Below are 24456 nucleotides of genomic sequence, written 5' to 3' on the forward strand. Positions count from 1 at the left end.
GATTCTAGACTGAACGAGCTTAATACGGCTCATCGTGATTTTTGGGTTGCGGGTTTGGGGTTTACTGTTAGTTGTTAATTGGCAGTGATCGCAGTATTAGCCACTGGCTGACCAGAAGCACTATCCTCTACGATATTAATGGCGATAGAATCACTGTCATTAATAATGCTGGCAACTGGTGGTCGGGTTTTATCAAACAATACTTGTTCGAACGCTGGCAAAGCAGTCTCCATCAGACTACCAATCACCATCTGCGGCTCTGATGGTTCAAAACCCATCGCACTTTCACGCTCATTCACACGCAAACGGGCAGCTTTAAAGGCAGATTCAAAACTGGTATTGCTACGCAGGCTTTCAGCAAAAAACGCTTGCCCAAAATAGGTCATCTCAGCAGTATTGGTACAGCCAAACGATGCCTTATCCACCGCTGATGCGGTAATCACCACCGTGGTTGGAGAGGCCAATTCATCGATAAATGAGCCTGAATAGCAAGCAGATACCACAATCACCCGCCAGCGAATACCTGAAGCGTCTAGCGCCTCCCGTAACCATGCGGCGTCTAGATTCTCCATTGCTAATGGTGGATTTGCTAATTGAATGATATTTTCGTTGCCGTGTGAAGACAAGGTTAGGAATAACACATCCTCATCGGCATTCATCTGCTGACCAATTTTCTTTAATCCACGCAGAATACTGGTTTTGGTAGCGATTGGCTCATCAAGCCAACTATAAGTATTGTTGATCAACGAGAGTGAATGTCCACTAGTGCCAAAACGCACATCGAACAGCTCACGCACTTTATTAATCTCAGAGCGAAAAACGTCTTGACCAGAGAATCCTGCCACACCCATAAAATACCAGTCGGTCTTGCCTGAAGTACTGGGATCGATACTATTTAATGCTTGCTGTAACAAACGAGGTTGCTCATATAATGCTGCTTCTGCTAAAACAGGCTCTACAGGAATCTGCTTAAATATAGGCTGGTCCGCGACATTACGCTGCCAAATCGTCAACAGTGCGACTGCACCTACCAATACAATGACCCGCTCCCACCACGGTATGCGTAGACGACGAGAAAAAATCCATAATAACGCCAAGGTCTGCCATAAAAACAGCACCAAAAACAGTATGGGTAAAAGTGAATAGCTCCAATCTGGCAACCAACCATAACTGCCTAAAAACTGCACCAAACTTTGTAATAATGCAGATAAGGTATCAGCCACTAACCACAATACCACGGGCACAAACACCAACGTTTGATTGCCAGAACGCCGTGCCAAAATGATGCCGCCCAATAAAATTATCATCGGCCAAATCAAGTAGCTGACCAACCCTTGCTCATTAAAGATACTGCCATTTTCCGCGGCCAACCACGAAAACAGTACATTACTACCGAGTGCCAATAGTGCAAATACGGCAAACTGGATAAAGGTTGGTTTTACCCAAGAAAACGCGCGCGTCGACCCTACTAGCATCCACAAGGTTGCAATAATATTGGCAGCGAAATTGAGCGAAAAACGCTGAAGCGATACGGTTTTTAACGACGCAAGTGACAAAGACTTAAACCTCTAGCCAGTCGAGAAAAGAAAGTGAGTTGATGATTCTTGGTGTGGCAGCTACCTACGAAATGTCATTAATTCACATTTTTTATATAGCATATGGACATCAAGATTACATGCAATTCACAATGAGATGATTTTAAGAGACGAATAGCAAAGACTAAAAATATGACTAAACAGTTTAGCTCGCTAATATAACGCGATTGTAACGGATTGTCGGTCAAGAGGATAAGGCTGATTTGTAAAATTCGCTTAAATTTGGCTAAGAACATATAAAAAAAGGAGGTCTTGAATCCAAGACCTCCTTTTTTCTCAATAATGACTGTATCAAAGACTCACTACTATCTCATCAAAAGCTCATTCACACGTTTTAAATAAGCGGCTGGATCATCTAATTGACCGCCATCTGCTAGTAAGGCTTGGTCAAAAATTACTTGCGCCAATTTATCAAAATCGACGTCAGATTGCTCGCTAGTCTCTAACTTTTTAATCAATGGATGATCAGGGTTGACCTCTAATGTCGGCTTGCTTTCTGGCACATCTTGACCCATTTGTTTAAGCATCTGAATCATTTGCGGCGATAGCTCACCTTCCCCAACGACCAAGCAGGCAGGACTATCAACCAAACGCGTCGATACTTTCACATCTTTGGCACGTTCGCCTAACGCTGCTTTAAGTTTATCAACGACTGGCTTCATGGTTTCTTGCGCTTTTTCTGCTTCCGCCTTTTCAGCTTCGTCTTGCAAATCGCCCAAATCAACGGCACCTTTCGCGATATTTTGTAGCGGTGTCTCATCAAATGAGGTCAAGAAATTCATCGCCCACTCATCAACACGGCTGGTCATCAAAATAACTTCGATACCTTTCTTTTTAAACAGCTCAAGTTGTGGGCTATTTTTAGCAGCTGCTAGATTGTCAGCCGTTAGATAATAGATGGCTTTTTGACCCTCCTTCATACGCGCTTTATAGTCTTCAAAGCTGGTCGTCACACTATCCTGAGTACTGGTCGCATAACGTAGCAATTTGGCAATACGTTCTTGATTGCCCATGTCTTCGCCAACGCCTTCTTTGATAACATCACCAAATTCAGCGTAGAACTGCGCGAATTTTTCTTGCTTATCACTGTCTTCACTGTTGGCTAGACTGGCGAGCAAAGTCAAAATACGACGGGCGTTACCATCGCGGATAGACTTTACATCACGCGACTCTTGTAATAGCTCGCGGCTGACGTTCAATGGCAAGTCGGCTGAATCAATCACCCCTTTCACGAAACGCAGGTACATTGGCAATAATTGCTCAGCTTCATCCATAATAAAGACGCGCTTCACGTATAGCTTTAGTCCATGCTGCTGGTCACGAGTATATAAATCGACAGGGGCTTTTTTCGGAATATATAGTAGCTGAGTATACTGAACACGACCTTCGACACGGTTATGCGTCCATGCTAGTGGCGCGTCCATGTCATAGGTGATATTTTTATAAAAATCGATATACTCTTCATCTTCAATCTCAGATGCCGTACGTGTCCATAGCGCGCTGGCTTTGTTGATAGTTTCCCATTCATCAGTCAATACCATCTCGCCACCAGCAGGTGCGTCGTCGTTCTCATTCTCTTTGACATCTTCTTGCCAAACTTCTTTACGCATCTGAATCGGTAAGCTGATATGGTCTGAGTATTTATTAACCAACTGCTTAATTTTGCCACGGTCTAAATAGCTGTCTTCACCCTCAGAATATTGCTCTTTTAAATGCAAAGTAATGGCAGTGCCACGAGTTTCTTTAGTGATAGGCTCAACGGTAAAGCTACCCGTACCATCTGATACCCAGCGCACGCCCTTATCCGCAGGCTCGCCCGCTTTACGTGTTTCAACGCTAATCGTATCGGCAACGATAAAACCTGAATAGAAGCCAACCCCAAACTGTCCGATTAATTGACCATCTTGCTTTTGTGATTCAGACAGCTTGTCTAAAAATGCTTTAGTACCGGACTTGGCAATCGTACCCAAGTTTTCGATGGCATCAGCTTCGTTCATGCCGATACCATTATCGGTAAAGGTGATGGTTTTGGCATCTTCATCGACAGCAATGCGAATGCGCAGCTCGCCATCGTCTTCATAAAGACTGTCATCATTGGTCGCTTCAAAGCGCAATTTATCACAGGCATCAGAGGCGTTTGAAACCAGCTCACGCACAAAGATATCAGAATTAGAATAAAGCGAATGGGTCACTAGATGTAGCAGTTGCGCTACTTCCGCCTCAAAGGTATGTTTTTTTAATTCAGGGCTGCTTTTATTAACATTGATGCTATCAACTTTTTGGTTATCAACTGGGGTCTGTTCACTCATAAAAAACTCCTTTAATTTATGTCAAAAACGTATCATAAAATAGCAATCATTTGACTGTCTCTACTCAGCTACAAATTAAGCAGTTCAATTTTGAATATCGCTAAGCTGTTTATACTAATAGGGGCGCAGCAGAAAATTTCAAGCTAAAAAGCACAATTCAACAAAAACACCGCCCTAGTTTCCTAAGGCGGTGTCGTTATATCGATAATAGGTTTAGCAAATAGATTTAGTAATACGTTTTTAGATAAACCTATCAACTATAAGCAGCTTGGCAAATGCAGCGCTGGATCTGACTCACGAGCATTCATCGCATCTTCAACCGTTAAGCCTAGTGCTTTGGCAACGCCTGCGCCATAAGCAGCATCACACCAGTTACAGTTGCGAATGTGGCGATACTGAATAAAGTCCGGCACACCAGCCATATTATTCGCTGTGTTTTCAAATAGCACTTGTTGTTGCTCAGCACTCATCAAATTAAACAATGCGCGAGGTTGGCTAAAATAATCGCTATCATCTTCACGGAAATCATAATGCGCCGCATAGCCGTCAATTTTTAATGGTGGCTCAGCATAATCAGGTTGCTCTTGCCACTGGCTAAAGCTGTTTGGCTCATAATGCGGGCGACTGCCATAGTTATCATCGACACGGCCTTGACCATCACGATGATTGCTCATCACAGGGCAACGCGGCTTATTGACCGGAATCTGTTGATGATTGACACCGACACGATAACGCTGAGCATCGGCATAGTTAACCAAGCGGTTTTGTAGCATTTTATCTGGTGAAACGCTGATACCCGGTACCAAATTACTTGGGGCAAATGCGGCTTGTTCCACATCGACAAAGTAGTTGTCAGAGTTTTTATTTAATTCAAACTCACCCACTTCAATCAGCGGATAATCCCCTTTTGGCCATACTTTGGTCAAGTCAAACGGATGATAAGGAACAGTATCCGCCTCAGCTTCTGGCATGATTTGCACATACATTTTCCATTTTGGGAAATCGCCATTTTCGATGGCATCGTACAAATCTTTTTGATGACTCTCACGATCAGAACCAACCACCTCTGCCGCTTCTGCGTCGGTTAAGTTCTTGATGCCTTGTTGCGTGCGGAAATGGAATTTTACCCAAAAACGTTCTTTGGCTTCATTCCAAAAACTATAGGTGTGCGAGCCAAAACCATGCATATTTCTGTACGAGGCTGGCAGACCGCGATCACTCATAACGATAGTAACTTGATGCAAAGCTTCTGGTAATAAAGTCCAAAAGTCCCAGTTGTTGGTCGCCGAACGCATATTGGTACGTGGATCGCGTTTGACGGCTTTGTTTAAATCTGGGAATTTGCGCGGATCACGTAAGAAGAACACAGGTGTATTATTTCCCACCATATCCCAGTTACCTTCTTCGGTGTAGAATTTCAAAGCAAAACCGCGGATGTCACGCTCAGCATCAGCCGCGCCGCGCTCACCTGCGACGGTACTAAAGCGCGCAAACATCTCAGTCTGTTTACCCACTTCGCTAAAAATATCCGCACGGGTATAATTAGTGATGTCATTGGTCACGGTAAAAGTACCAAATGCGCCAGAGCCTTTGGCGTGCATACGGCGTTCTGGAATCACTTCACGGACGAAATTTCCTAACTTTTCATTGAGCCAAACATCTTGCGCCAATAATGGGCCGCGTTTGCCTGCGGTCATGCTGTTTTGATTGTCTGCCACTGGTGCGCCATTGCCCATGGTCAATTGGGTCGGTGCATAAGGACATTTTTTATCGCTCATATCGTTGTTTATGTCGTTGCTCATAGTCATACTCCTGTGAATAGCAAATGGATTAAAGTACAAAACCTATTCTGAATACGCTTCTATTAATAGTTCCAGAATAGTTGTCAGCTTGTTCGAAAAACGGTTTGTTTTTTTCATAGTAATGTCTAATGACAGTCATGTTCTGTGGTTAGATACTATTACAACCCATTACCATTGATTTGTATAATTAATTAATTACATGATTTCGTTTTGTTTTTCAGAACCACTTAACTTGTTTTTTACTCATCCAAATACTTTACTCCTTAGGATGGTTGTTATTAACATCGATAAATATTAACAGTGCAAGCACTCTCTATTAGCCTTGCTATCACTTTTTTAAAGCGAATTGACCATATCAAATAGAGCTTAATTAAATACCACAGAGCAATTAACGCGGCATCGGACGAATCGTCAATATTTGCTCACTACGACCAAAAGGGCCATTGATGTCATGTAACACAGCGCTCGTTAAACCAATGCCATCATTGCCATACTGTTGCACCGCTTCGATGCCAAGCCAGCGACCTTGCGGCGCGCGATGCATATGAATTTGCAAATCCGTATTGGGAAACATCCATTCTAATTCTGACAAGCCAAGCCCAAGTCGCGGCACAACGCCATTGGCCGTATCGACCATGCCCAATAGATGCACCAAGTCATCAGTTGGCTTGCCCTCAATCATCTCCACATCATTAGTAATCCAGACCATACCGCGTCCTGGGCGACGCTGCGTATCATCAGCGACCAAGCGCACACTCTCAATAAACCCGCCCGGCCAGCCTTTCATGTCTTCCCAAATGGGCAACTCTTCGGGCTTATGTACCGCTTTTTGGTCTTCAATGCCTGCAATATCGCTGGTATCTTGGGTCATTAGACGCCATGCCCGCGCGATAATCGCATCACGACCGCGACTGCTCATGACTGCTTCAATAAGCTCAATGGTCTTGCCCGGACGAATACAACGCGTGGTAACGGTAAAGTCATCCAGTGGAATCAATCCTAAGATATCTAGGCTGATACGAGCGATACGCATGTTTTCTTGCGGCGCATAACCGTTGAGCTCAGCCGTGAGCAATCCTGTCGCTGGTGCCATATGCTGTTCATGCTCATTCCAAGCACCTTGGGCATGTTTGGTTGGCTGATAATGTGCGACGTTGACGCCGTCTTCTCGCTGTTCGCGTTTGATAAAGTTATAATAAGCTGACATGACTGTCCTATGATTTATTTGATAAGCTCTTGTTGTTTTAATTTAAGAACCTGTCGACTCTTAATGACAAAAAATAATGCAACGACCATCGCGGCAATTAATACGCCATAAAAAACACTCTTTTCTCGCATAAAATGCAGAATATTACTGCCTAACACGAATCCCACCACCACGATGACAAACAAATTCACTTTCAATTGTTTATTAACCTCAGCGAGAGTGGCTTCTGCCAATACAAATCCTTTTTTTTGCTTTTTCATTTTGCGTTACCTACTATACGTTACCTATTAGATGTCTTGTACAAAGCCTTATCTACTTACCCACTTGGGTGACTGGGATACGCAAGGCTTTAGGCAGACTGAAAGTGACATTTTCTTCGATGCCTGATAGCTCACTCGGTAAATCACCACCCCAATCTTGCAACTGCTGTAGTACTTCTTGAATCAGTACTTCGGGTGCTGATGCGCCAGCGGTGACGCCGATACTCTGCACACCATCTAACCAGCTTTTATCCATCTCACTGGCATTGTCGATTAAATACGCACGGCAATTCATCCGCTCAGCCAGCTCACGCAGACGATTGGAATTGGATGAATTGGGCGAGCCGACCACCAAGACCACCTCACAGCGACTGGCTAAGTCTTTTACCGCATCTTGGCGGTTTTGCGTGGCATAACAGATATCGTCTTTGCGCGGACCTTGGATACTAGGGAATTTTTCACGCAGTGCATCGATGACGCGCGCTGTGTCATCCATAGATAAGGTCGTTTGGGTAACAAATGCCAAACGTTCGGCATTTTGTACGCTCAATGCTGCCACATCGGCTTCGTTTTCAACCAAATGAATGTGACCGCCGTGGCGACGGTTAAAGCGCCCCATCGTGCCTTCCACTTCGGGATGTCCAGCATGCCCAATCAATACCGCATCCATACCCTCTTGCGCAAATTTAGCGACTTCGATATGTACCTTAGTGACCAGCGGACAAGTGGCATCAAATACGGTCAAATCGCGGCGCTCAGCCTCATCTTCGACAGCTTTTGAGACGCCATGAGCAGAAAAAATAACGATAGAGCCATCTGGTACTTCATGAAGTTCTTCCACAAAGACCGCACCGCGATTGGCCAAATCAGAGACGACAAATTTATTATGTACCACCTCGTGACGGACATAAATGGGCGGTTCAAAACGTGTCAATGCTTCGTTCACAATCGCAATCGCGCGATCCACACCAGCACAAAATCCACGTGGATTGGCAAGATAAATTTGCATAAGAGGGCCTATCATTAGATAATTTATTATTAAAGCTTAAATACACGACATTACTGTCAAAAGCTCTAATTCAAAAATTGGGATGAATTCATTACGCTACTTTAGCATAATTTACTTTTATTGCCTTTGAAAATAGCACGGTACTAGAGGCTGTTTTAACTAGAAGCACCCACATATTCATACGTTCAAAGTATTTCTCCATAGTGGCAGCGTTAACTGCACTTAATGCACCAAAAATGTGATTTATACTGAGTCGCCCTATGCCATCTTTACGCCGCTTCGATGATAACGACTGGTCAAAGGCGGCTTTAATTAAAATAAAAGCCACAAAAGCAGTTTATAATAGTGCATCGATGACAATGTCTATCGCCATACATGATGGCGATTTTTCTTTTTACCAGTTTTGAATTGTTTACTAAAACAGCTTTGGCTCTTTTACTCGCACAGATTTGACTAGCACACACTCCATTAGGACACATTGTATGACAGGTTCATTATTTATTATTACTGCCGCCTCAGGTACGGGCAAAACCTCACTGGTAAAGCAGCTACTTGCCACGACTAACGACTTAACCGTCAGCGTATCACACACCACGCGCACGCCACGTCCCGGCGAGATTGATGGTCACCATTATCATTTTACCGACGTCGAAAACTTTGTGACTGCCATTGGTGAAAACAAGTTTTTAGAACATGCTGAGGTCTTTGGTAATTACTATGGTACCTCGGAGCAAAGTGTGCGGACGCAGTTAGAAGCAGGCGTCGATGTTATTTTAGAGATTGATTGGCAGGGCGCACTACAAGTCAAAAAAATCTTTACTGACGCCATTATGATTTTTATTTTACCGCCAAGTATTGCCACTTTACGTCAGCGTCTATCGACGCGTGGGCAAGATACTATGGAGGTAATAGAGCAACGTCTGGCTGGCGCAGTGACTGAGATGGCGCAATATGTCCATTTTGATTTCGTGATTATTAATGACAATTTTGAGGTCGCTTTAACTGAGCTAAAAGCCATTATCGTGGCGGATAGGCAGACGCTTAAGCGTCAACAGCAGCGGTATCATCGCACCATCAGCAATTTACTTAGCAATAAAGTAGAAGAGTAAAGCAAGAACGAAATACTACTGTCAACTCAGTCGATGAGCGCTTATTAATAGATACGTTAATAGACACGCAAAAAGCAACTACTCGGCTGGGCAAAAAATGCTATAATGTCTCGCTATCCCCCTTTATATTTTGATATTATTTTTATTGAGTGGCGGGCAAGCTCCGTGACTAATAAAAACAACCGAGGTAGCTACATATGGCACGAGTGACGATTGAAGATTGTTTGGATAATGTTGATAATCGCTTTGAACTGATTTTAGTGGCAAGCAAACGCGCACGTCAATTGGCTAAAGGTATCGCTGAACCATTGGTTGATGTGGATAATGACAAGCCTACGGTATTAGCATTGCGTGAAATCGCTGCTGGTAAAATCACTCGCGATATCCTAAATCAGCCAGAGCACAACTTTGCCACCAGTTCATTAGATTTGGCACTGTCAGGCGATCATGGTTTTTAAGACACTGTATTATTAAGATACAGCATTGAAGATTTGTCTTATAAAAACTATAAAGCTAACCACTGCCTTATAAGACAAATACACACAGTGATGACATATTGACGAGAGACCACAGCATAGGCTGTGGTTTTTTGGTTGTAATAGCTGGTTGCTGTGATATTGCTTTGACTGTTTTAGTCGCCATTTATACCTCAAAACCTACCATTGAGTTAGAATTTCTAAATTTTTATAGCACCTGTTCGCTTAGCAGTTGACATTGAATGCGATTTACGATTAATTAGAGGATGGTCTACCTATTTTTATCTTTTTTCTCGAGATTTTTTATATTTATAGTATTCCAGCATTCATTCAGTCACCATTTACCCGATAGACAGTCAGGCAAACAGGTAATGGAAAATAGGATCGTTACTTTATGAGTCAAACCTTACCCAAACTCAGCCATCATTTAGTCGATGAGGCTCAATATAATTTACTGCGCTCAGTAGGTTACCTCACTGCTGCTGAACGCCGTGATATTATTGATGCCTGTGAGTTCGGTGATATTGCGCACATCAAAGATAAGCGTAAATCAGGAGAGCCTTATATCACCCACCCGATTGCGGTGGCCGAGATACTGGCAGGTTTTCGTTTGGATCGAGATACGATTATTGCAGCGATTTTGCATGATACGGTCGAAGACACCGAGGTGAGCGATGAGCAGATTGAGCAGCGCTATGGCAAAATAGTGGCGAGACTGGTCGACGGTGTGACTAAGCTAAAGTCGTCCTCCCACAATAAACAGCAAAACAAAGCAGCCACCTTCCATAAAATTTTGACAGCCACCCTTGCCGACCCACGCGTATTGATTATTAAGCTTGCTGACCGCTTACATAATATGTCGACACTAGATGCGGTACGTCCCGAAAAACAACGCACCACAGCACAAGAAACGTTGGATTTTTATGTGCCGTTTGCGCGGCTAATGGGTCTCAATGATATTGCCGATTATATTGAGGTGCTCTGTTATCGTAATCTTGATTCTGACATGTACAACAAACTGTCTGACAAGCTACTACAGCACGGGCTTGGGCGTAACTTTCAAAGAGAGGCCATCCATCGCTATCTGAGTATTGTCCTCAATAATTTGGGGTTGAATGGTCTGGTCAAAGTTTTAGACAATCGCGTGGTCATCTACCGTCAGTTTTTCCGCAATCGCGGTGAAATCAACGCTCTGCTCCGTCATTATGCCTTTGAGATTGTCCTCGATAATGTCGAAGCCTGTGACAAGCTGGCCTATTACTTAATTAAAAAATACCAGATTGATGACTCTCATATCGCTGATAATATTCGTCGTCCGCTACCGGGTGGCAATCAGTCGCTCACGCTTATCTATGAGCGCGATAACGATGTCGTCAAAGTGACGATTTTGACCAAGCAAATGCAAAGCGCAGCGCGGCTTGGTGTCATCGGTGCAGAGCATGCCTCAGACGTTAGCCAATCGGTTATTCAAGCCTCATTACGCAATATGAAAGACTTGGTCGATGAAGACAGCTTAGATGAAAATAGCCCAGACTTTTCAGCGGCAGTCTCTACCATTAATGAGCTGATGGATTACCTACACTCCAGTAAAATCATCTGTTATAGTCCAAAGGGTCGCGCTTATGAGCTGCCACAAGGCGCAACCGCGCTAGACTTTGCTTACGCTGTCGGACCGATGGTAGGCAATGTAGCCGTTGGCGCCAATATCGATGGTAAAAAAGCCAAACTTGGCACAGTCGTTAAGAATGGACAGCTGGTTGAAATAGAAGTCAATAGCCACTCAGAACCAAAAGCAGAATGGCTAGGATTTGTCGTGACCAATAAAGCGCGTGAAGAGATTTTGCGTTGGTTTAAAGACTTGTCTCCTGCTGATAAGCAACACCATGGTCAACAAGCCTTAGATCGGGCGCTAAAAACCTATCAAAAAAGTCTCGATGACTTAACCGATAGTGATTGGAAAAACCTCACTGAATGGCGTGGCTTGACCGAAAAATCCGAACTATTCGAGCAAATAAGCTCTGGTACGTTATTACCACAGCTGGTAGTAACTCGCTTGTTTAGCGATGAAGTCAATGATTTGCAAGCACAAGAACACAGCGATGATATGACCCAACCACAGCAGCTGATAGTCAATGCGTCTGGGGTTGAGCTTGATTTTGCCAATTGTTGTCATCCTATTTATGGTGACCCTATCGTCGGTCACTTATCCCGTCACGGTCTGGTGGTTCATCGACACAAGTGCTTTTCACTTGACGATATTCGTAAAGACAATCCTTATCAGGTTATACAACTGCGCTGGCGTAATGACAAGGCCGTAAAACAAGGTGACGCTGGCGAGTATGACATAAAAAATACCGGAAAAATTCGCTTTCCAGCCTATTTAAAACTATCTATTGCCCTCAGCGACGAACAGATTACTGAAGTCATCTATCATTTACGCCAATTAAATATAGGGGTAGAAAAAGTAGATGTGCGTAGCAGTGACACCATCATCCATATCATCGTTCGCAGTCGCAATCATCTAGCACAAGGCATTCGCGAGCTACGCTCCTTGCTAGGTTTCCCAAACATCATCAGGCTGTATCAGCTGTAGTGCTGGTAACAAGGTGTAGTGCGCGTGATAAATTGCCACCAACACTCACTCAATAGAACATTGAATAATGGATTTAGAAAATTTTAGAAAGACCTGAAATAATGATAAACTGTGTTTTTTGATTTTTAGCAAATAAACGTAGAGCGTGTCATCATTTGTATGGTGAAAAACGAGATGTAAATGATGAATAATGCGCCCTTACCTACCAAACCAGAAAAAGATAAAAAGGATATAATATGACTCGTCAAACCATTCAAACTGATAAAGCCCCTGCTGCCGTTGGTACTTATTCACAAGCCGTCAAAGTTGGTAACACCGTCTATATTTCAGGACAGTTGGGTTTTGACCCTGATACCATGGAATTAAAAGAAGGTTTTAAAGCACAGGCTGAGCAAGTGTTCGAAAACATCAAAGCCATCTGTGAAGCGGCTGGTGGCAGCTTAAATGACGTGGTTAAATTTAACGTGTCATTAACGGACTTGAATGATTTTGCGGCACTAAACGACGTGTTCGTTGCCAATTTGAGCGAGCCATATCCTGCCCGTGCAGCTGTCCAAGTAGCGGCGTTACCTAAAGGCGGTGTGGTCGAGATTGAGTCTATCCTATATATTGAGTAACTTAAGCCGTATCATCATGTAAATGGTAAGGCTTAATATATCGACGTACTTAATTCTCAAGTCATTACGTCAAAAAAGCCACTGCTAAAAAGTAAGGCCAGAGTAAGCCCAAATATCACTATTTGGGCTTACTGCTATTATTATTATCAATATTACGATCTAGTTATCTAAAAGCTGGTTATCTAAAGTCCATTTACCTGAAAACTGGGAACGCATTCTATGTTGGTACAAGTTGCTCTACCCGTGCCCCTTTATCGGGTATTTGACTATAGCGTACCAGCAGATATAAACGCCTTATCAAGCCCTCCTTTACCCCATATTGGCTGCCGTGTCGAAGTATCCTTTGGTCGTCAAACTTTAATCGGTATCGTCGTCGCTCATATTCCAGAAGCAAATAGCAGCGTGCCATTTAATAAGCTAAAACCTATCAATAAATGCTTGGATGCTGAGCCTATTTTAGAGACCAGTATGCTAAAGCTGGCACATTGGCTGGCGCGTTATTATCACTACCCGCTTGGTGACGTTTTAGCAGTCATGCTGCCAACTCTCGTTCGTCAAGGTAAGCCGCTAGATTTACTGATTACCCATTGGCGAATTTTGCCACAGGTAAGCGACGATGACTTTCGTGCCAACGCCAAAAAACAAAAACAACAATTTGAGATGCTTAAGCTGCATGGCGAGCGCGGCGCGAGTGAAGATGTTTTATTACTAGAGGGCATGGAGCGGAGTTTTTTAAAGGCGCTCGAAGACAAAGGTTTAATCGAGCACTATATTCAGACCAAACAATCACCTGCGCCTGTTAAATTAGCAAAAATGCCCCTTGATCTCAATGACGAGCAACAACTCGCCGTTACCGCTATTATTGCGGCTCATGAAGCCAATCGCTACACGGGATTTTTATTAAATGGCATCACTGGTAGTGGCAAGACAGAAGTCTATCTGCAAGCGATGCAAGCCGTATTGGAAGCTGGCAAGCAGGTGTTGATTTTGGTACCAGAGATTGGATTGACACCGCAAACGCGCGCGCGTTTCGCCAGTCGCTTTGCCGCTCACATTGTCTTATTGCATTCTGGCATGAACAATACGCATCGCCTGCAAGGTTGGCAAGATTGCCGTACCGGTCATGCGCAAATTATCATTGGAACGCGCTCAGCGGTGCTCTATCCCTTTGCAGATTTGGGCTTAATTGTCGTGGATGAAGCGCATGATGGCTCTTATAAGCAGCAAGATACCTTGCGATATCATGCCGCTGACGTGGCGCTTTATCGTGGACTACAAGCTGATATTCCTGTCGTACTTGGTACGGCGACGCCATCTCTTGAGCATCTAAAACTGGTCGATGACGGTAAGCTGGTAGAGTGCCAACTGCAAACTCGTCCAGGTAATGCGAAGCTTGCGACCATGCAACTGATTGATGCGCGCCTGCAAAGTACTCATCAACAAACGACGGACGACGGCGCGCGCTATGATACTGGGCTGACCGATGCGCTTATTGGGGCAATACGGCAAACGCTAGAAGCAGGCGATCAAGTATTAATATTTTTAAACCGTCGTGGCTATGCGCCAGTTTTGCTATGCGAAGCTTGCGGTTGGCAGGCAGATTGTCCGCGCTGCGACGCGCATCTAACCGTTCATTATAATAGCCAGTCCCAACACAACGCTTATAGTAGCTCCTATTTAAAATGCCACCACTGCGACTGGCAAGCTTATATTCCAAAAATCTGCCCTGATTGTGGCAGTCAAAATTTGGATGCCAAAGGGATGGGCACGACAAGGCTCAGCGAAAACCTGCATGCAATTTTTGCCAATCCGCAAACCAGCAAAGAGCTATATCCCATTATCCAAATCGATCGCGATACCACCAGACGTAAAGACAGCTGGGAGAATATCTATCAGCGTATCAATCAAGGCAATCCTGCCATCTTGGTTGGCACGCAGATGGTCGCCAAAGGTCATCATTTCCCCAATGTTACGCTTGTCTGCTTGCCAAACGCCGATCGTGGTTTCTTGTCCGCCGACTTTCGCTCGCCAGAACATACTGCGCAATTGATGATTCAGGTCGCAGGACGTGCCGGTCGCGGTGATAAATCTGGTCGTGTACTCATTCAAACGCTGCAACCAGATAATGAATTACTATTAAAACTGGTCAAAGATGGTTATTTGTCTTTTGCTCGCGAGCTATTGCAAGAGCGTAAAATGATGGGCTTACCGCCACATAGCCATGCTGCCCTGATACGCTGTGAAGGCAAAACTCTTGCTGCCACGACCCAAGCCCTTAAAGATGCCATTGCCATTCTGCCAAATGGACATAATCTGGCCGTACTAGGACCTATCGATGCACCAATGAGCAAAAAGAATAGCCGTTACCACGTCCAACTGCTGCTGTTAGGCAAAGACAGACAGCAATTACACCATGTATTAAACCAATGGTGGCAGCCCGTACTGACCTTGCCAAGTGCCAAGTACCTTAAACTCACTTTGGATATCGACCCTGTTGGTTGGTAGCCGCCAACGCCTAACCATCACTCTTCAATTTGGATTATCACTTTATCGCTGTCCGCTACTAGGGCTTGTGCCCATTTAGAGGATAGTTGATTGAATTGAGGACACACCCCAAAGAACGCTATTCGAAATAGTAACCAATGGTTTACTGCCTAGATACAGCAAACATTTATTAAATATGCTAAATTCTTTATATCTGGCTAGTTTGCGAACAGCAAGCCCAGCCTTATAAGCCATCAAATTTCCTCTTCTGTCATCCTGAGTGTTGTTATGAGTCAAAATACATCAAACGCTGAACAAGGCAAGCATTCTCATCAGAATGATAATGTTAATGTGGCTAACCATCTGCTTAAAGAGGATGAGAGCAACTACACTCATGACAATCAAGCCACTCACGATCACGATGAACACTTAGAGCAAACAACAGCCCCGCGAGATACCAAGGGCTATCAGCGCACCTTGCTGTTCAGCTTTATCATTATCACAGGCTATATGTTTATTGAAGCCATCGGTGGCTGGCTGACTGGCAGTTTGGCGCTATTATCTGATGCAGGTCACATGCTAAGTGATGCAATCGCACTTGGCGCGACGTTAATAGCATTTAAAATTGGTGAAAAAGCAGCCACTCATCAAAAGACGTTTGGTTATAAACGCTTTGAGATTTTAGTCGCAACAGTCAATGGTGCGACGCTGGTCATTATTGCGCTAATGATTTTTTATGAGGCGATTAAGCGCTTCAATTCACCGCCTGAAATTGCTACCCAAGGCATGCTTATCGTTGCTACCATTGGTATGTTGGTCAACATTTTGGTCGCTTGGCTGATGCATCGAGGCAGTCGCAGTGGAGATGCGCATGGTCACAGTCATGCTGGTAGTCATAAAGACAGTCACGAAGACACTCAAGGAAAAAATGAGGGTAAAGCACCGGTCAATCTGAATATGCAAAGTGCTTATTTGCATGTATTAAGTGACTTAATGGGTTCGGTTGCCGCTATTGTTGCCGCGCTTTTGATGATGAGCTTTGGCTGGGTTTGGGCGGATGCGGCGGCCTCGGTGATTGTCGCCATATTGATTTTGTTTAGTGGTTACCGCGTCGTCCGTGATTCGGTCCATATCCTGATGGAAGGTACGCCAGAAGGTATATCGCTAGTTGAGGTCGAAGACAAATTACTTGCCCACCCGCAAGTACGACAAGTCCATGACCTGCATGTTTGGAGTATCACCAGCGGTCTCAACGCCCTATCGTGTCACGTGGTCGTCGATGGCGAAATGAGTATTTATGAATCCAGTATCCTAATTACCAGTTTAGAGCAAAGCCTCCTTGAGCTTGATATTCACCATGCGACCATTCAGGTTGAAAGCTTAGCGCATCCGCAAACCAAGACGCATAGCGATGCGTTAGTTTGCGATATCTCACAGCAGGCGACTGATACCAATAATCATATTGGTCACAATCATTAAGCATGAGACATTGAAAGTCAGACTTTGAAAGTCAGAGATTAAACATTGAAAAGACCATTCTTCATTCAAGTATCAATTTAGACGTTGCCTATGATTGGCGACGTTTTATCAAGTGGTGGCAATCATAACGCCATATGCACCACATTAGCCAAAGCGTTGTTATTAACCAAATACCTAATCCCAATGATAAGAATATGATTCAAATCCAAAAATCTCATGCGTCAGTCCTGATGTGCGTTAAATAAGCAGATGCCATATATGACGCAACTAGCAACCAAAATCCAAATAACCGCGCCAGTCCTGCCCCGAAAATTCTTAAAATTATTTTGCTAAAAGTCTTCAATAATCCGCGCAACTTACAATCAGCGGACGAATCATCATGCATGAACATAACTTCTTATGCGCCGACATAAACAGGCTTTATTTTAAATAAGCTTATATCACGCCGATTTTTAGCATTGTAATAGCATGTTAAAAATGATGGGAAATTTAGCCTCGCCGCCATATTTTTCATATAAATTCTGTATACTTAAAGCTGAAACACCCAATTTACCATTAATGGATTATTTTCTGCCATGTCGAGACGCTCAGCTCCTTTTGTTGCTCCAAGCCACATTGATGACCCTATCTCAGCAGAGGGTAAAAAGCATGCCAAAGCATTGTTATCAACATTGCAAGAGGATATTGCTAGCTTTCGAGATGAGCAGTTTCCGCCTGATATTTTGCATCAAATTCGTGATATGCCAATTTATGAAGGCAATATCGCCGAAGTCCAAGCCTATCAGCAGCGTTGGCATAATCTGCTTGAGCGCGCCATGGCGTTTTATCCTGCGGCCAACCTACCGCCCGATCATCTGCCGCTACCAGCCAGCCTTGAGATACCGCAATTTATCTATCATGTGCAAAGGCTACATTTGACCAAGACCCGTGCAAAAGAATCGAAAAGCTTCGGTTCGGTCGGTGCGCTTACTGATAAGTGTGGTGATTATAGTGCTGATGAAATTGCGCGTATGAGTGCCGTATTTGATAATGATGATGAGGCGCGTTTGGTGGCGCATCGTGAATTTATTGATTTGCGCGCCTATGTATTTTGCCGTGATAGCAAGGGCGAGATGCTGGAGCCTGAACGCGTGCGTTTTTATCGAACGGGGCTTATCGTCCATGCGCTGCCCGATTTCAAAATCGTAGACAGTCGCCAGACCCCGCGTAAACGCCGTAACGATGCTTATAACAATCCACTTGCCGATAATGGTGTGTGGAAGATTTATCGTAAAAAATAACGTATGCTAAGATTTTTTATTTTTGCTATGCCCATATTGTAACGCTTATTTTATCATGATTGCTAAGGATCCCAGATGTTCGCTGCCGCCACCGGCTCACCAAATTTAATGTTACAAGCTACAATCTTCTTAGGAGCAGCCCTGCTCTTTGTACCCCTTGGTAAACGTTTTGGCATTGCGACGGTCTTAGGTTATCTCATTACAGGATTGATATTGGGGCCCAGTGGTCTGGACGTCGCAGGCGATGCTGAGAGCTTGTTGCACTTCTCTGAGTTTGGCGTGGTCATGCTGCTGTTCATTATCGGGCTTGAGCTGCAACCCTCACGATTATGGGCACTGCGGCGTTCGATATTTGTCCTCGGTGGTTTGCAAGTCGGTCTGACTGGCACATTACTAATGGGGCTGTTACATCAAATTTTTGGCTTACAGCTCGATACTGCTTTTATCGTCGGTTTTGGCCTTGCCTTGTCGTCCACAGCTTTTGTATTACAAATACTGACTGAAAAACAGCAGCTTTCTAGCACCCACGGTCGTGAAGCGTTCACGATTTTATTATTCCAAGATATTGCAGTTATCCCTTTGCTAGCCGTCATTCCTTTCCTATCAGGGGTGCGCGAACAAAGTTATGATTTGATTTATTTTGGCAAAGTTTTTGCGGTTTTTGCTGGACTGATTTTTGCTAGTCGTTATGTCGTTCGTCCCTTCTTTAAGTTTGTAGCCTCTAGTGGTGCATCAGAACTGCTGACCGCCATTGCGCTATTTATCGTGATGGGTGTGTCTATTTTGATGGGTCAAATTGGTTTATCGATGGCATTGGGTGCTTTTTTGACAGGGGTACTGCTCGCAGATTCTGAGTATCGCCATGAGCTAGAAGCCAGTATTGAGCCGTTTAAAGGGTTGCTACTTGGCTTATTTTTTATGTCGGTCGGTATGCTGACTGATGTCAAACTTATCTTGGCAAAACCTATGTTTATCATTGGCTGTGCAATGGCATTGATGGCTATCAAATTTGGTGTAATTACCGCCATTGCAAAGATATCAGGCAATCGCTGGCCAACCAGTATCAGACTGGGTGTGACACTCGCTCAAGGTGGTGAATTTGCTTTTGTTTTATTCAGTGTTGCTACTGCTCAAAATGTGTTGCGACCTGAGCTTGCCAACACCCTGAACCTTATCGTCACTATCTCCATGGCACTCACACCGTTGGCATTTTTGTTACTTGAGAAAATCGGTGAGCCGTTATTTGCCAAAAGCAAACCCAGCCGCGAATACGATGCCATCCCCGATCATGAACATCAAGTCATTATTGCTGGCTTTGGGCGCGTCGGTCAGATTATCGGTCGTGTACTACGCATGCACAACATCGAATTTACCGCCATTGAACGCTCAGCGAATCGTGTCGATTTCGTTCGTAAATTTGGTAACCAAGTCTATTACGGCGACCCAGAAAACCCTGAGATATTGCGCGCGGCTGGTATTAAAAAAGCCCGTGTGTTCATTTTAGCCATCGATGACTTAGAGCGCTCTATCACCACGGCTCAATACTTACGTAAAAACTATCCAGACTTGATTGTCTTGGCACGGGCACGTGACCGTCAGCATTATTATCGATTGCGTGAGGTCGGTGTGCGTCATATTTGGCGTGAGACTTACCTATCGTCCTTGGATATGTCGCGTGAATCGCTACAACTGCTTGGCATCTCACCAGAAAAAGCGCGCGAGACGGTGCAAACTTTCCGTGATTACGACGATGACTTGATTGAACGTCAGCAAGCGATCTATGATGATGAAGCCAGCATGATTGAATCCGCACAATCAGCGATGGCAGAGCTAGAAAGCTTGTTTGATGAAGACATTGATAAAGCCCGAAAAATGGACTTAACGGATTTTTATGACGCGCTAAAAAGTAAAGCAACACCCGTTGATAAAAAGGACGACGTTGCAACTGACTCTAACACCTAAGTATTTATATATTTTAAAGCATGTTTTATGATTCACAAATAGGCACTGTCAGTGTCATCGTTAAATCATCAAACATGCCCTAATCAGGCATACAGCTTGCCGGTGCCAGCCTTTTATTTAGCGAACTCGTACAGCTCCAACTATCGCTGTCTGGCACATGGTAAAAAACCAGTGTCTGCTGATTTAGATAGCGGATAGGGAACTGAACATTTTGTATGGTCGCAATGACTGCACAATCCGTTTCTACTATGCCAGCGGCCTTTTTATCGATATCAATTCGTATCTGCTGAGTGCCTGTATCGATAGGCAAATGAATCGGACATTGCCCTGTCTGTTGATAAATCAGTGCCACACGATTTTGTGCCGTTTTGGCTGTATCATACGCATCGAACAGCACTTCATTGGCTTTTGGCTTGGCAATAATTGGTAAAAACTGTATCTTAATGACCATTAAAGCAAAGGCAAAAATACCAAACCCCAATCCTAGCCCAAATAGACTGACCCCGCCTTCTCGGCGCAGATGCGCCTTTTGCGCTGCTTCATCACGCGGATAATCATCGATAGCATCCGCAATCTCACGTCGCGCCATGCGGTAATAATACGCATCCGTCCAACGCGCCACCATAAATGACCAAAATAACCAAATGATCGCAGCAATACCTATGCGTGTCGCCATCTGGTAAGCATCAGGGATGAAGGACATCGCCAAAAATTCAAACGCAACCAGTACCAATGCCACATTGAGCTGGATAAACGACCAGCCTGCTACGCTATAGACAATCGCATCCATATAGCGTTTGCGATAGAGGAGCCAAGGAAACGTCACAAAAAATGCTGCCCAATGCCATTTTGGCGACAGATAACCTTGCGCATCGAACTGCTCAAAACGTTTCAGATAATAATGCTGGCTACGGTGACCGATGAACCATTTATCAAGTTGTGTACGCTTAGCAGGAGTCAGCTGTTCTTGATAAAAAGGGGGCGGCGAATCCGTCTCGATAAATAGCATAGATGACCCCTATTAACGATGAAGAAAAATTTAAATCCATTACTCACTTTATATGATAACGCCAAAACCGATGTGCAGAACAGTAAAACGACAGATAAATACCGTTAATTCAATGTAAAAGAAAGTCAAGGTAACCGAATGCCAATCTATATGTGATACGTCAAACAAGATCAGCGCTTTCACTCTTTTATGTTGGATCAGCAATAACAATATTAAAAAATTATTGTCCGTTCACAGCTGTATAGATTTAACTTATAATGAGCATACATCACCCATTTTATGAAGCCTTGTCAATCCTATGATTCCACATCCTAATATTAATGATAACATCGATAGTACGAGTACTACTGATGAGCAAAAAGTCCTCAGTACTAACACCGAAAGCCTTACTCATACTGACATTGAATCCCGTATTAGTAATGAGAGTGAGCCTGAAGAAAGCAAACATCTACGTATCGTCAATACTTTTATGAAACGACGTACGCACATGAATAAAAATGCCGAACTGGCACTGACCGCGCCAGAATTTGCTGAGTATCTGGTTAATAACAGTTTCGGTGATGGCAATCTTGATGGTATTGACAATCTACGAACGCTATTCGCTGATAGTCCTAACGGTAGTGAAGCACCGCTTACCTTAGAGATCGGTTTTGGACTGGGTGATTCGTTCATTGAGATGGCAGCAGCAGAACCTAGCCGCAATTTCGTTGGTATCGAAGTGCACGAGCCAGGTATCGGTAAATGCGCCTATATGGCAGGTACTCAAAATTTAAATAACGTCAAAATCATCAACGGTGACGCTATTCAACTGCTCAAGCAACTACCAGAAAACCATATTGATCGTATCCAGCTTTACTTCCCTGACCCATGGCAAAAAAAGCGCCATCACAAACGCCGCTTCGTCAGTGCTGAACGCATGGCGATTGTGACTCGTAGTCTAAAGCAAGGCGGCTGGTTCCATACCGCAACCGACTGGGAGCATTATGCCTTTTGGATGGTTGAAGTTTTAGACGGTTTTACTGGTTTAACCAATCAAGCAGGCGCAGGTAACTTCACCGACCGCCCTGACTTTCGTCCAATGACCAAATTTGAGCGCCGCGGTATAAATAGTGGACATGGCGTTTGGGATTTAATCTATATTAAAGACTAGATTCGGCTCACTTATCTTCGATGACTTCTGCATAGCGGCTAAATTATTTAGCCGCTTTTTTGTGCTTGCAAATTATCTAATGACAATATTATTTGATTTTTTTCAGCTACAACCCTTAATAGACAAGCTATAAGTATTTTTATTAAAAATAATAAATTTTTTTTAATACGTGAAACATCGTCTATTTTCATAGAATTTTTAAATAAATAACGCTACATATAGGGGTAAAAAATATATTCCAGCGCCACACTCACAGGTCACCTACCTACTCAAACATTGATAGTATAAGGGATTCATGAGTTCTCCCCATAAGCTGTGGATAACCCTGTGCATAAGTACGCACTTGACAACAATTTCCCTAGATAGCTCAAAGGATGAGGTAAAATCGTTCATTTTTTATACAATTTAAAAAACCTTTTAAATCAGTAAGTTAAATGGCATTTCATAATACTGTAATTTATTTTTAATATATTTTTAAATTAAATTAATCCTCACTGATGTTTCACAAAAGCTAAATTTAGACGCTTTATTTCTTGTGGACAACTTTTAATGCTATTGACAAAGGGCGACATTATCCTATCCAAAAATAGGATGTATTCAGCAACTAGATTACACAAGTTATCACTTATATACAATGCGACAGTTAGTGTCGTTTAGCATCATTGAATCCTCTATATGCTCCTTGGTTTTTGTTATAATCATCTTATCTAATCAACCGCACTTTAGAAAACAGTTAAGGCTTAACGAGCATAATGTTACCTACAAATTACATCTGTTGCCGCTGATTATGAACTTAATTTTACTTTTATCGTTATTTGATTTTACTGTATAGTAGAGTGATATATCCTATATTACTGTCTACACCATCGATACCCTAACCCATTCATCCTAGATAGACATTGAACGAACGCTGCCTATTATTTAGATAGCCATCAGCACTATTGAGCCGTTAACCTTCATAGCTACAAACATTTTATTTATCATACCAAATTTATAGTTTTAACCAATGATTGAAGACAAGGAATCCAGTATGGACGACAATAAAGCCAAAGCCCTTAAAGCAGCACTCGGTCAAATCGAAAAGCAGTTTGGTAAGAATACCATCATGCATTTAGGTGACGACTCAGCTATTATGGATGTCGATGTAGTATCAACAGGTTCGTTGGGTCTGGACATTGCACTTGGCATTGGTGGTCTACCAAAAGGCCGTATCGTAGAGATTTATGGCCCAGAAAGCTCGGGTAAAACGACCATGACGCTACAGGCGATTGCAGAATGTCAAAAACAAGGCGGCACCTGCGCCTTTATTGATGCTGAGCATGCGCTTGACCCTGTTTATGCGCGTAAACTTGGTGTAAACACTGACGAGCTATTACTTTCTCAGCCTGATAATGGTGAGCAAGCACTTGAAATTACCGACATGCTTGTGCGCTCTGGTGCTATCGATATGATCGTCATTGACTCAGTCGCCGCTCTAACGCCACGTGCGGAGATTGAAGGCGAGATGGGCGACTCACATATGGGTCTGCAAGCACGTCTGATGAGCCAAGCACTACGTAAAATTACTGGTAATGCCAAACGCTCAAACTGTATGGTGGTATTTATCAACCAAATTCGTATGAAGATTGGTGTGATGTTTGGTAGCCCTGAGACCACGACTGGTGGTAACGCACTGAAATTCTACGCCTCTGTACGTATGGATATCCGCCGTATCGGTGCGGTCAAAAATGGTGATGAAATCATCGGTAACCAAACCCGTGTCAAAGTTATCAAAAACAAAATGGCACCGCCTTTCCGCCAAGCAGAGTTTGAAATTACTTATGGTGAAGGTACCAACCACTTAGCCGAAGTGATTGACTTGGGTGTTGAAATTGGAGCCGTTGGCAAAGCAGGCTCTTGGTATAGCTATGGCGACGAAAAAATCGGTCAAGGTAAAGCCAATTCTGTGCTGTTCTTAAAAGAAAACCCTGCGATTGCGCAAGAAATCGAAGCTAAAATCCGTGAAGAAAAGCTTGGATCAAAGAAAGAGACCAAAGCCGAAGATAAAGCCAATGAAGCGTTGGTTTCTGACCCTGTACAATAACGGCGCAATGATTAACCGTTATCAATAATCAT

General features: G+C 43.6%; 17 protein-coding genes. 10 read left to right on the plus strand and 7 right to left on the minus strand.

What is annotated here, in order from left to right:
* Positions 1-74: 74 nt before the first annotated feature.
* The 6 genes from JMW85_RS12250 to ispH all read right to left on the minus strand — a co-directional run bounded on the left by JMW85_RS12250 (position 75) and on the right by ispH (position 8182).
* On the minus strand, positions 75-1556 hold the full coding sequence (locus tag JMW85_RS12250) for a C13 family peptidase (RefSeq protein ID WP_201560665.1): 1482 nt from the start codon (positions 1554-1556) through the stop codon (positions 75-77).
* A gap of 344 nt (positions 1557-1900) precedes the next feature.
* On the minus strand, positions 1901-3904 hold the full coding sequence (gene htpG, locus JMW85_RS12255) for a molecular chaperone HtpG (protein ID WP_227681870.1): 2004 nt from the start codon (positions 3902-3904) through the stop codon (positions 1901-1903).
* Positions 3905-4161: 257 nt separating this feature from the next.
* Positions 4162-5682: a catalase gene (locus JMW85_RS12260; protein WP_201582167.1), complete on the minus strand. Its 1521-nt coding sequence runs from the start codon at positions 5680-5682 to the stop codon at positions 4162-4164.
* A 412-nt stretch (positions 5683-6094) separates the two neighbouring features.
* Entirely contained in the window at positions 6095-6913 is an 819-nt protein-coding gene (locus JMW85_RS12265) for a thioesterase family protein (RefSeq protein ID WP_201581964.1), read from the minus strand.
* Between the two features lie 14 nt (positions 6914-6927).
* Positions 6928-7173, minus strand: coding sequence for a hypothetical protein (locus JMW85_RS12270; protein WP_193008579.1), 246 nt, complete (start codon positions 7171-7173; stop codon positions 6928-6930).
* A gap of 52 nt (positions 7174-7225) precedes the next feature.
* Complete coding sequence (gene ispH, locus JMW85_RS12275; RefSeq protein ID WP_045444223.1) at positions 7226-8182, minus strand: 4-hydroxy-3-methylbut-2-enyl diphosphate reductase; 957 nt, start codon at positions 8180-8182, stop codon at positions 7226-7228.
* A gap of 482 nt (positions 8183-8664) precedes the next feature.
* Here ispH and gmk point away from each other — a divergent pair, with 482 nt between their 5' ends.
* The 8 genes from gmk to JMW85_RS12315 all read left to right on the plus strand — a co-directional run bounded on the left by gmk (position 8665) and on the right by JMW85_RS12315 (position 20182).
* A complete protein-coding gene (gene gmk, locus JMW85_RS12280) occupies positions 8665-9291 on the plus strand; it encodes a guanylate kinase (protein ID WP_045454143.1) in 627 nt (208 codons plus the stop codon).
* Positions 9292-9488: 197 nt separating this feature from the next.
* Positions 9489-9749 (plus strand): DNA-directed RNA polymerase subunit omega, encoded by a 261-nt coding sequence (rpoZ, locus tag JMW85_RS12285; protein ID WP_045444217.1) that lies wholly within the window; start codon positions 9489-9491, stop codon positions 9747-9749.
* Positions 9750-10161: 412 nt separating this feature from the next.
* Positions 10162-12360, plus strand: a complete 2199-nt coding sequence (locus tag JMW85_RS12290; RefSeq protein WP_201581965.1) for a RelA/SpoT family protein — start codon at positions 10162-10164, stop codon at positions 12358-12360.
* A 236-nt stretch (positions 12361-12596) separates the two neighbouring features.
* On the plus strand, positions 12597-12977 hold the full coding sequence (locus JMW85_RS12295; protein ID WP_045444211.1) for a RidA family protein: 381 nt from the start codon (positions 12597-12599) through the stop codon (positions 12975-12977).
* A 219-nt stretch (positions 12978-13196) separates the two neighbouring features.
* On the plus strand, positions 13197-15482 hold the full coding sequence (locus JMW85_RS12300; RefSeq protein WP_201581966.1) for a primosomal protein N': 2286 nt from the start codon (positions 13197-13199) through the stop codon (positions 15480-15482).
* A 267-nt stretch (positions 15483-15749) separates the two neighbouring features.
* Positions 15750-16940 (plus strand): cation diffusion facilitator family transporter, encoded by a 1191-nt coding sequence (locus JMW85_RS12305; protein WP_201581967.1) that lies wholly within the window; start codon positions 15750-15752, stop codon positions 16938-16940.
* A gap of 575 nt (positions 16941-17515) precedes the next feature.
* Positions 17516-18220, plus strand: a complete 705-nt coding sequence (locus JMW85_RS12310; protein ID WP_201581968.1) for a hypothetical protein — start codon at positions 17516-17518, stop codon at positions 18218-18220.
* A gap of 75 nt (positions 18221-18295) precedes the next feature.
* Positions 18296-20182, plus strand: coding sequence for a monovalent cation:proton antiporter-2 (CPA2) family protein (locus JMW85_RS12315; protein ID WP_201581969.1), 1887 nt, complete (start codon positions 18296-18298; stop codon positions 20180-20182).
* A gap of 79 nt (positions 20183-20261) precedes the next feature.
* Here JMW85_RS12315 and JMW85_RS12320 read toward each other — a convergent pair whose 3' ends face one another.
* Positions 20262-21191 (minus strand): pilin, encoded by a 930-nt coding sequence (locus JMW85_RS12320; RefSeq protein WP_201581970.1) that lies wholly within the window; start codon positions 21189-21191, stop codon positions 20262-20264.
* 298 nt (positions 21192-21489) lie between these two features.
* Here JMW85_RS12320 and trmB point away from each other — a divergent pair, with 298 nt between their 5' ends.
* Complete coding sequence (trmB, locus tag JMW85_RS12325) at positions 21490-22341, plus strand: tRNA (guanosine(46)-N7)-methyltransferase TrmB (protein WP_201581971.1); 852 nt, start codon at positions 21490-21492, stop codon at positions 22339-22341.
* Positions 22342-23371: 1030 nt separating this feature from the next.
* Positions 23372-24424, plus strand: a complete 1053-nt coding sequence (gene recA, locus JMW85_RS12330) for a recombinase RecA (protein WP_055124705.1) — start codon at positions 23372-23374, stop codon at positions 24422-24424.
* Positions 24425-24456: the final 32 nt, after the last annotated feature.

This window comes from Psychrobacter glacincola (assembly GCF_904846075.1).
Taxonomy (GTDB): Bacteria; Pseudomonadota; Gammaproteobacteria; order Pseudomonadales; family Moraxellaceae; genus Psychrobacter; species Psychrobacter glacincola_C.

Coding starts and splice junctions, on each gene's coding strand:
- htpG (WP_227681870.1), bottom strand. CDS start 3,904: ATGAGTGAACAGACCCCAGTTGATAACCAAAAAGTTGATAGCATCAAT.
- JMW85_RS12260 (WP_201582167.1), bottom strand. CDS start 5,682: ATGAGCGATAAAAAATGTCCTTATGCACCGACCCAATTGACCATGGGC.
- JMW85_RS12265 (WP_201581964.1), bottom strand. CDS start 6,913: ATGTCAGCTTATTATAACTTTATCAAACGCGAACAGCGAGAAGACGGC.
- JMW85_RS12270 (WP_193008579.1), bottom strand. CDS start 7,173: ATGAAAAAGCAAAAAAAAGGATTTGTATTGGCAGAAGCCACTCTCGCT.
- ispH (WP_045444223.1), bottom strand. CDS start 8,182: ATGCAAATTTATCTTGCCAATCCACGTGGATTTTGTGCTGGTGTGGAT.
- gmk (WP_045454143.1), top strand. CDS start 8,665: ATGACAGGTTCATTATTTATTATTACTGCCGCCTCAGGTACGGGCAAA.
- rpoZ (WP_045444217.1), top strand. CDS start 9,489: ATGGCACGAGTGACGATTGAAGATTGTTTGGATAATGTTGATAATCGC.
- JMW85_RS12290 (WP_201581965.1), top strand. CDS start 10,162: ATGAGTCAAACCTTACCCAAACTCAGCCATCATTTAGTCGATGAGGCT.
- JMW85_RS12295 (WP_045444211.1), top strand. CDS start 12,597: ATGACTCGTCAAACCATTCAAACTGATAAAGCCCCTGCTGCCGTTGGT.
- JMW85_RS12300 (WP_201581966.1), top strand. CDS start 13,197: ATGTTGGTACAAGTTGCTCTACCCGTGCCCCTTTATCGGGTATTTGAC.
- JMW85_RS12305 (WP_201581967.1), top strand. CDS start 15,750: ATGAGTCAAAATACATCAAACGCTGAACAAGGCAAGCATTCTCATCAG.
- JMW85_RS12310 (WP_201581968.1), top strand. CDS start 17,516: ATGTCGAGACGCTCAGCTCCTTTTGTTGCTCCAAGCCACATTGATGAC.
- JMW85_RS12315 (WP_201581969.1), top strand. CDS start 18,296: ATGTTCGCTGCCGCCACCGGCTCACCAAATTTAATGTTACAAGCTACA.
- JMW85_RS12320 (WP_201581970.1), bottom strand. CDS start 21,191: ATGCTATTTATCGAGACGGATTCGCCGCCCCCTTTTTATCAAGAACAG.
- trmB (WP_201581971.1), top strand. CDS start 21,490: ATGATTCCACATCCTAATATTAATGATAACATCGATAGTACGAGTACT.
- recA (WP_055124705.1), top strand. CDS start 23,372: ATGGACGACAATAAAGCCAAAGCCCTTAAAGCAGCACTCGGTCAAATC.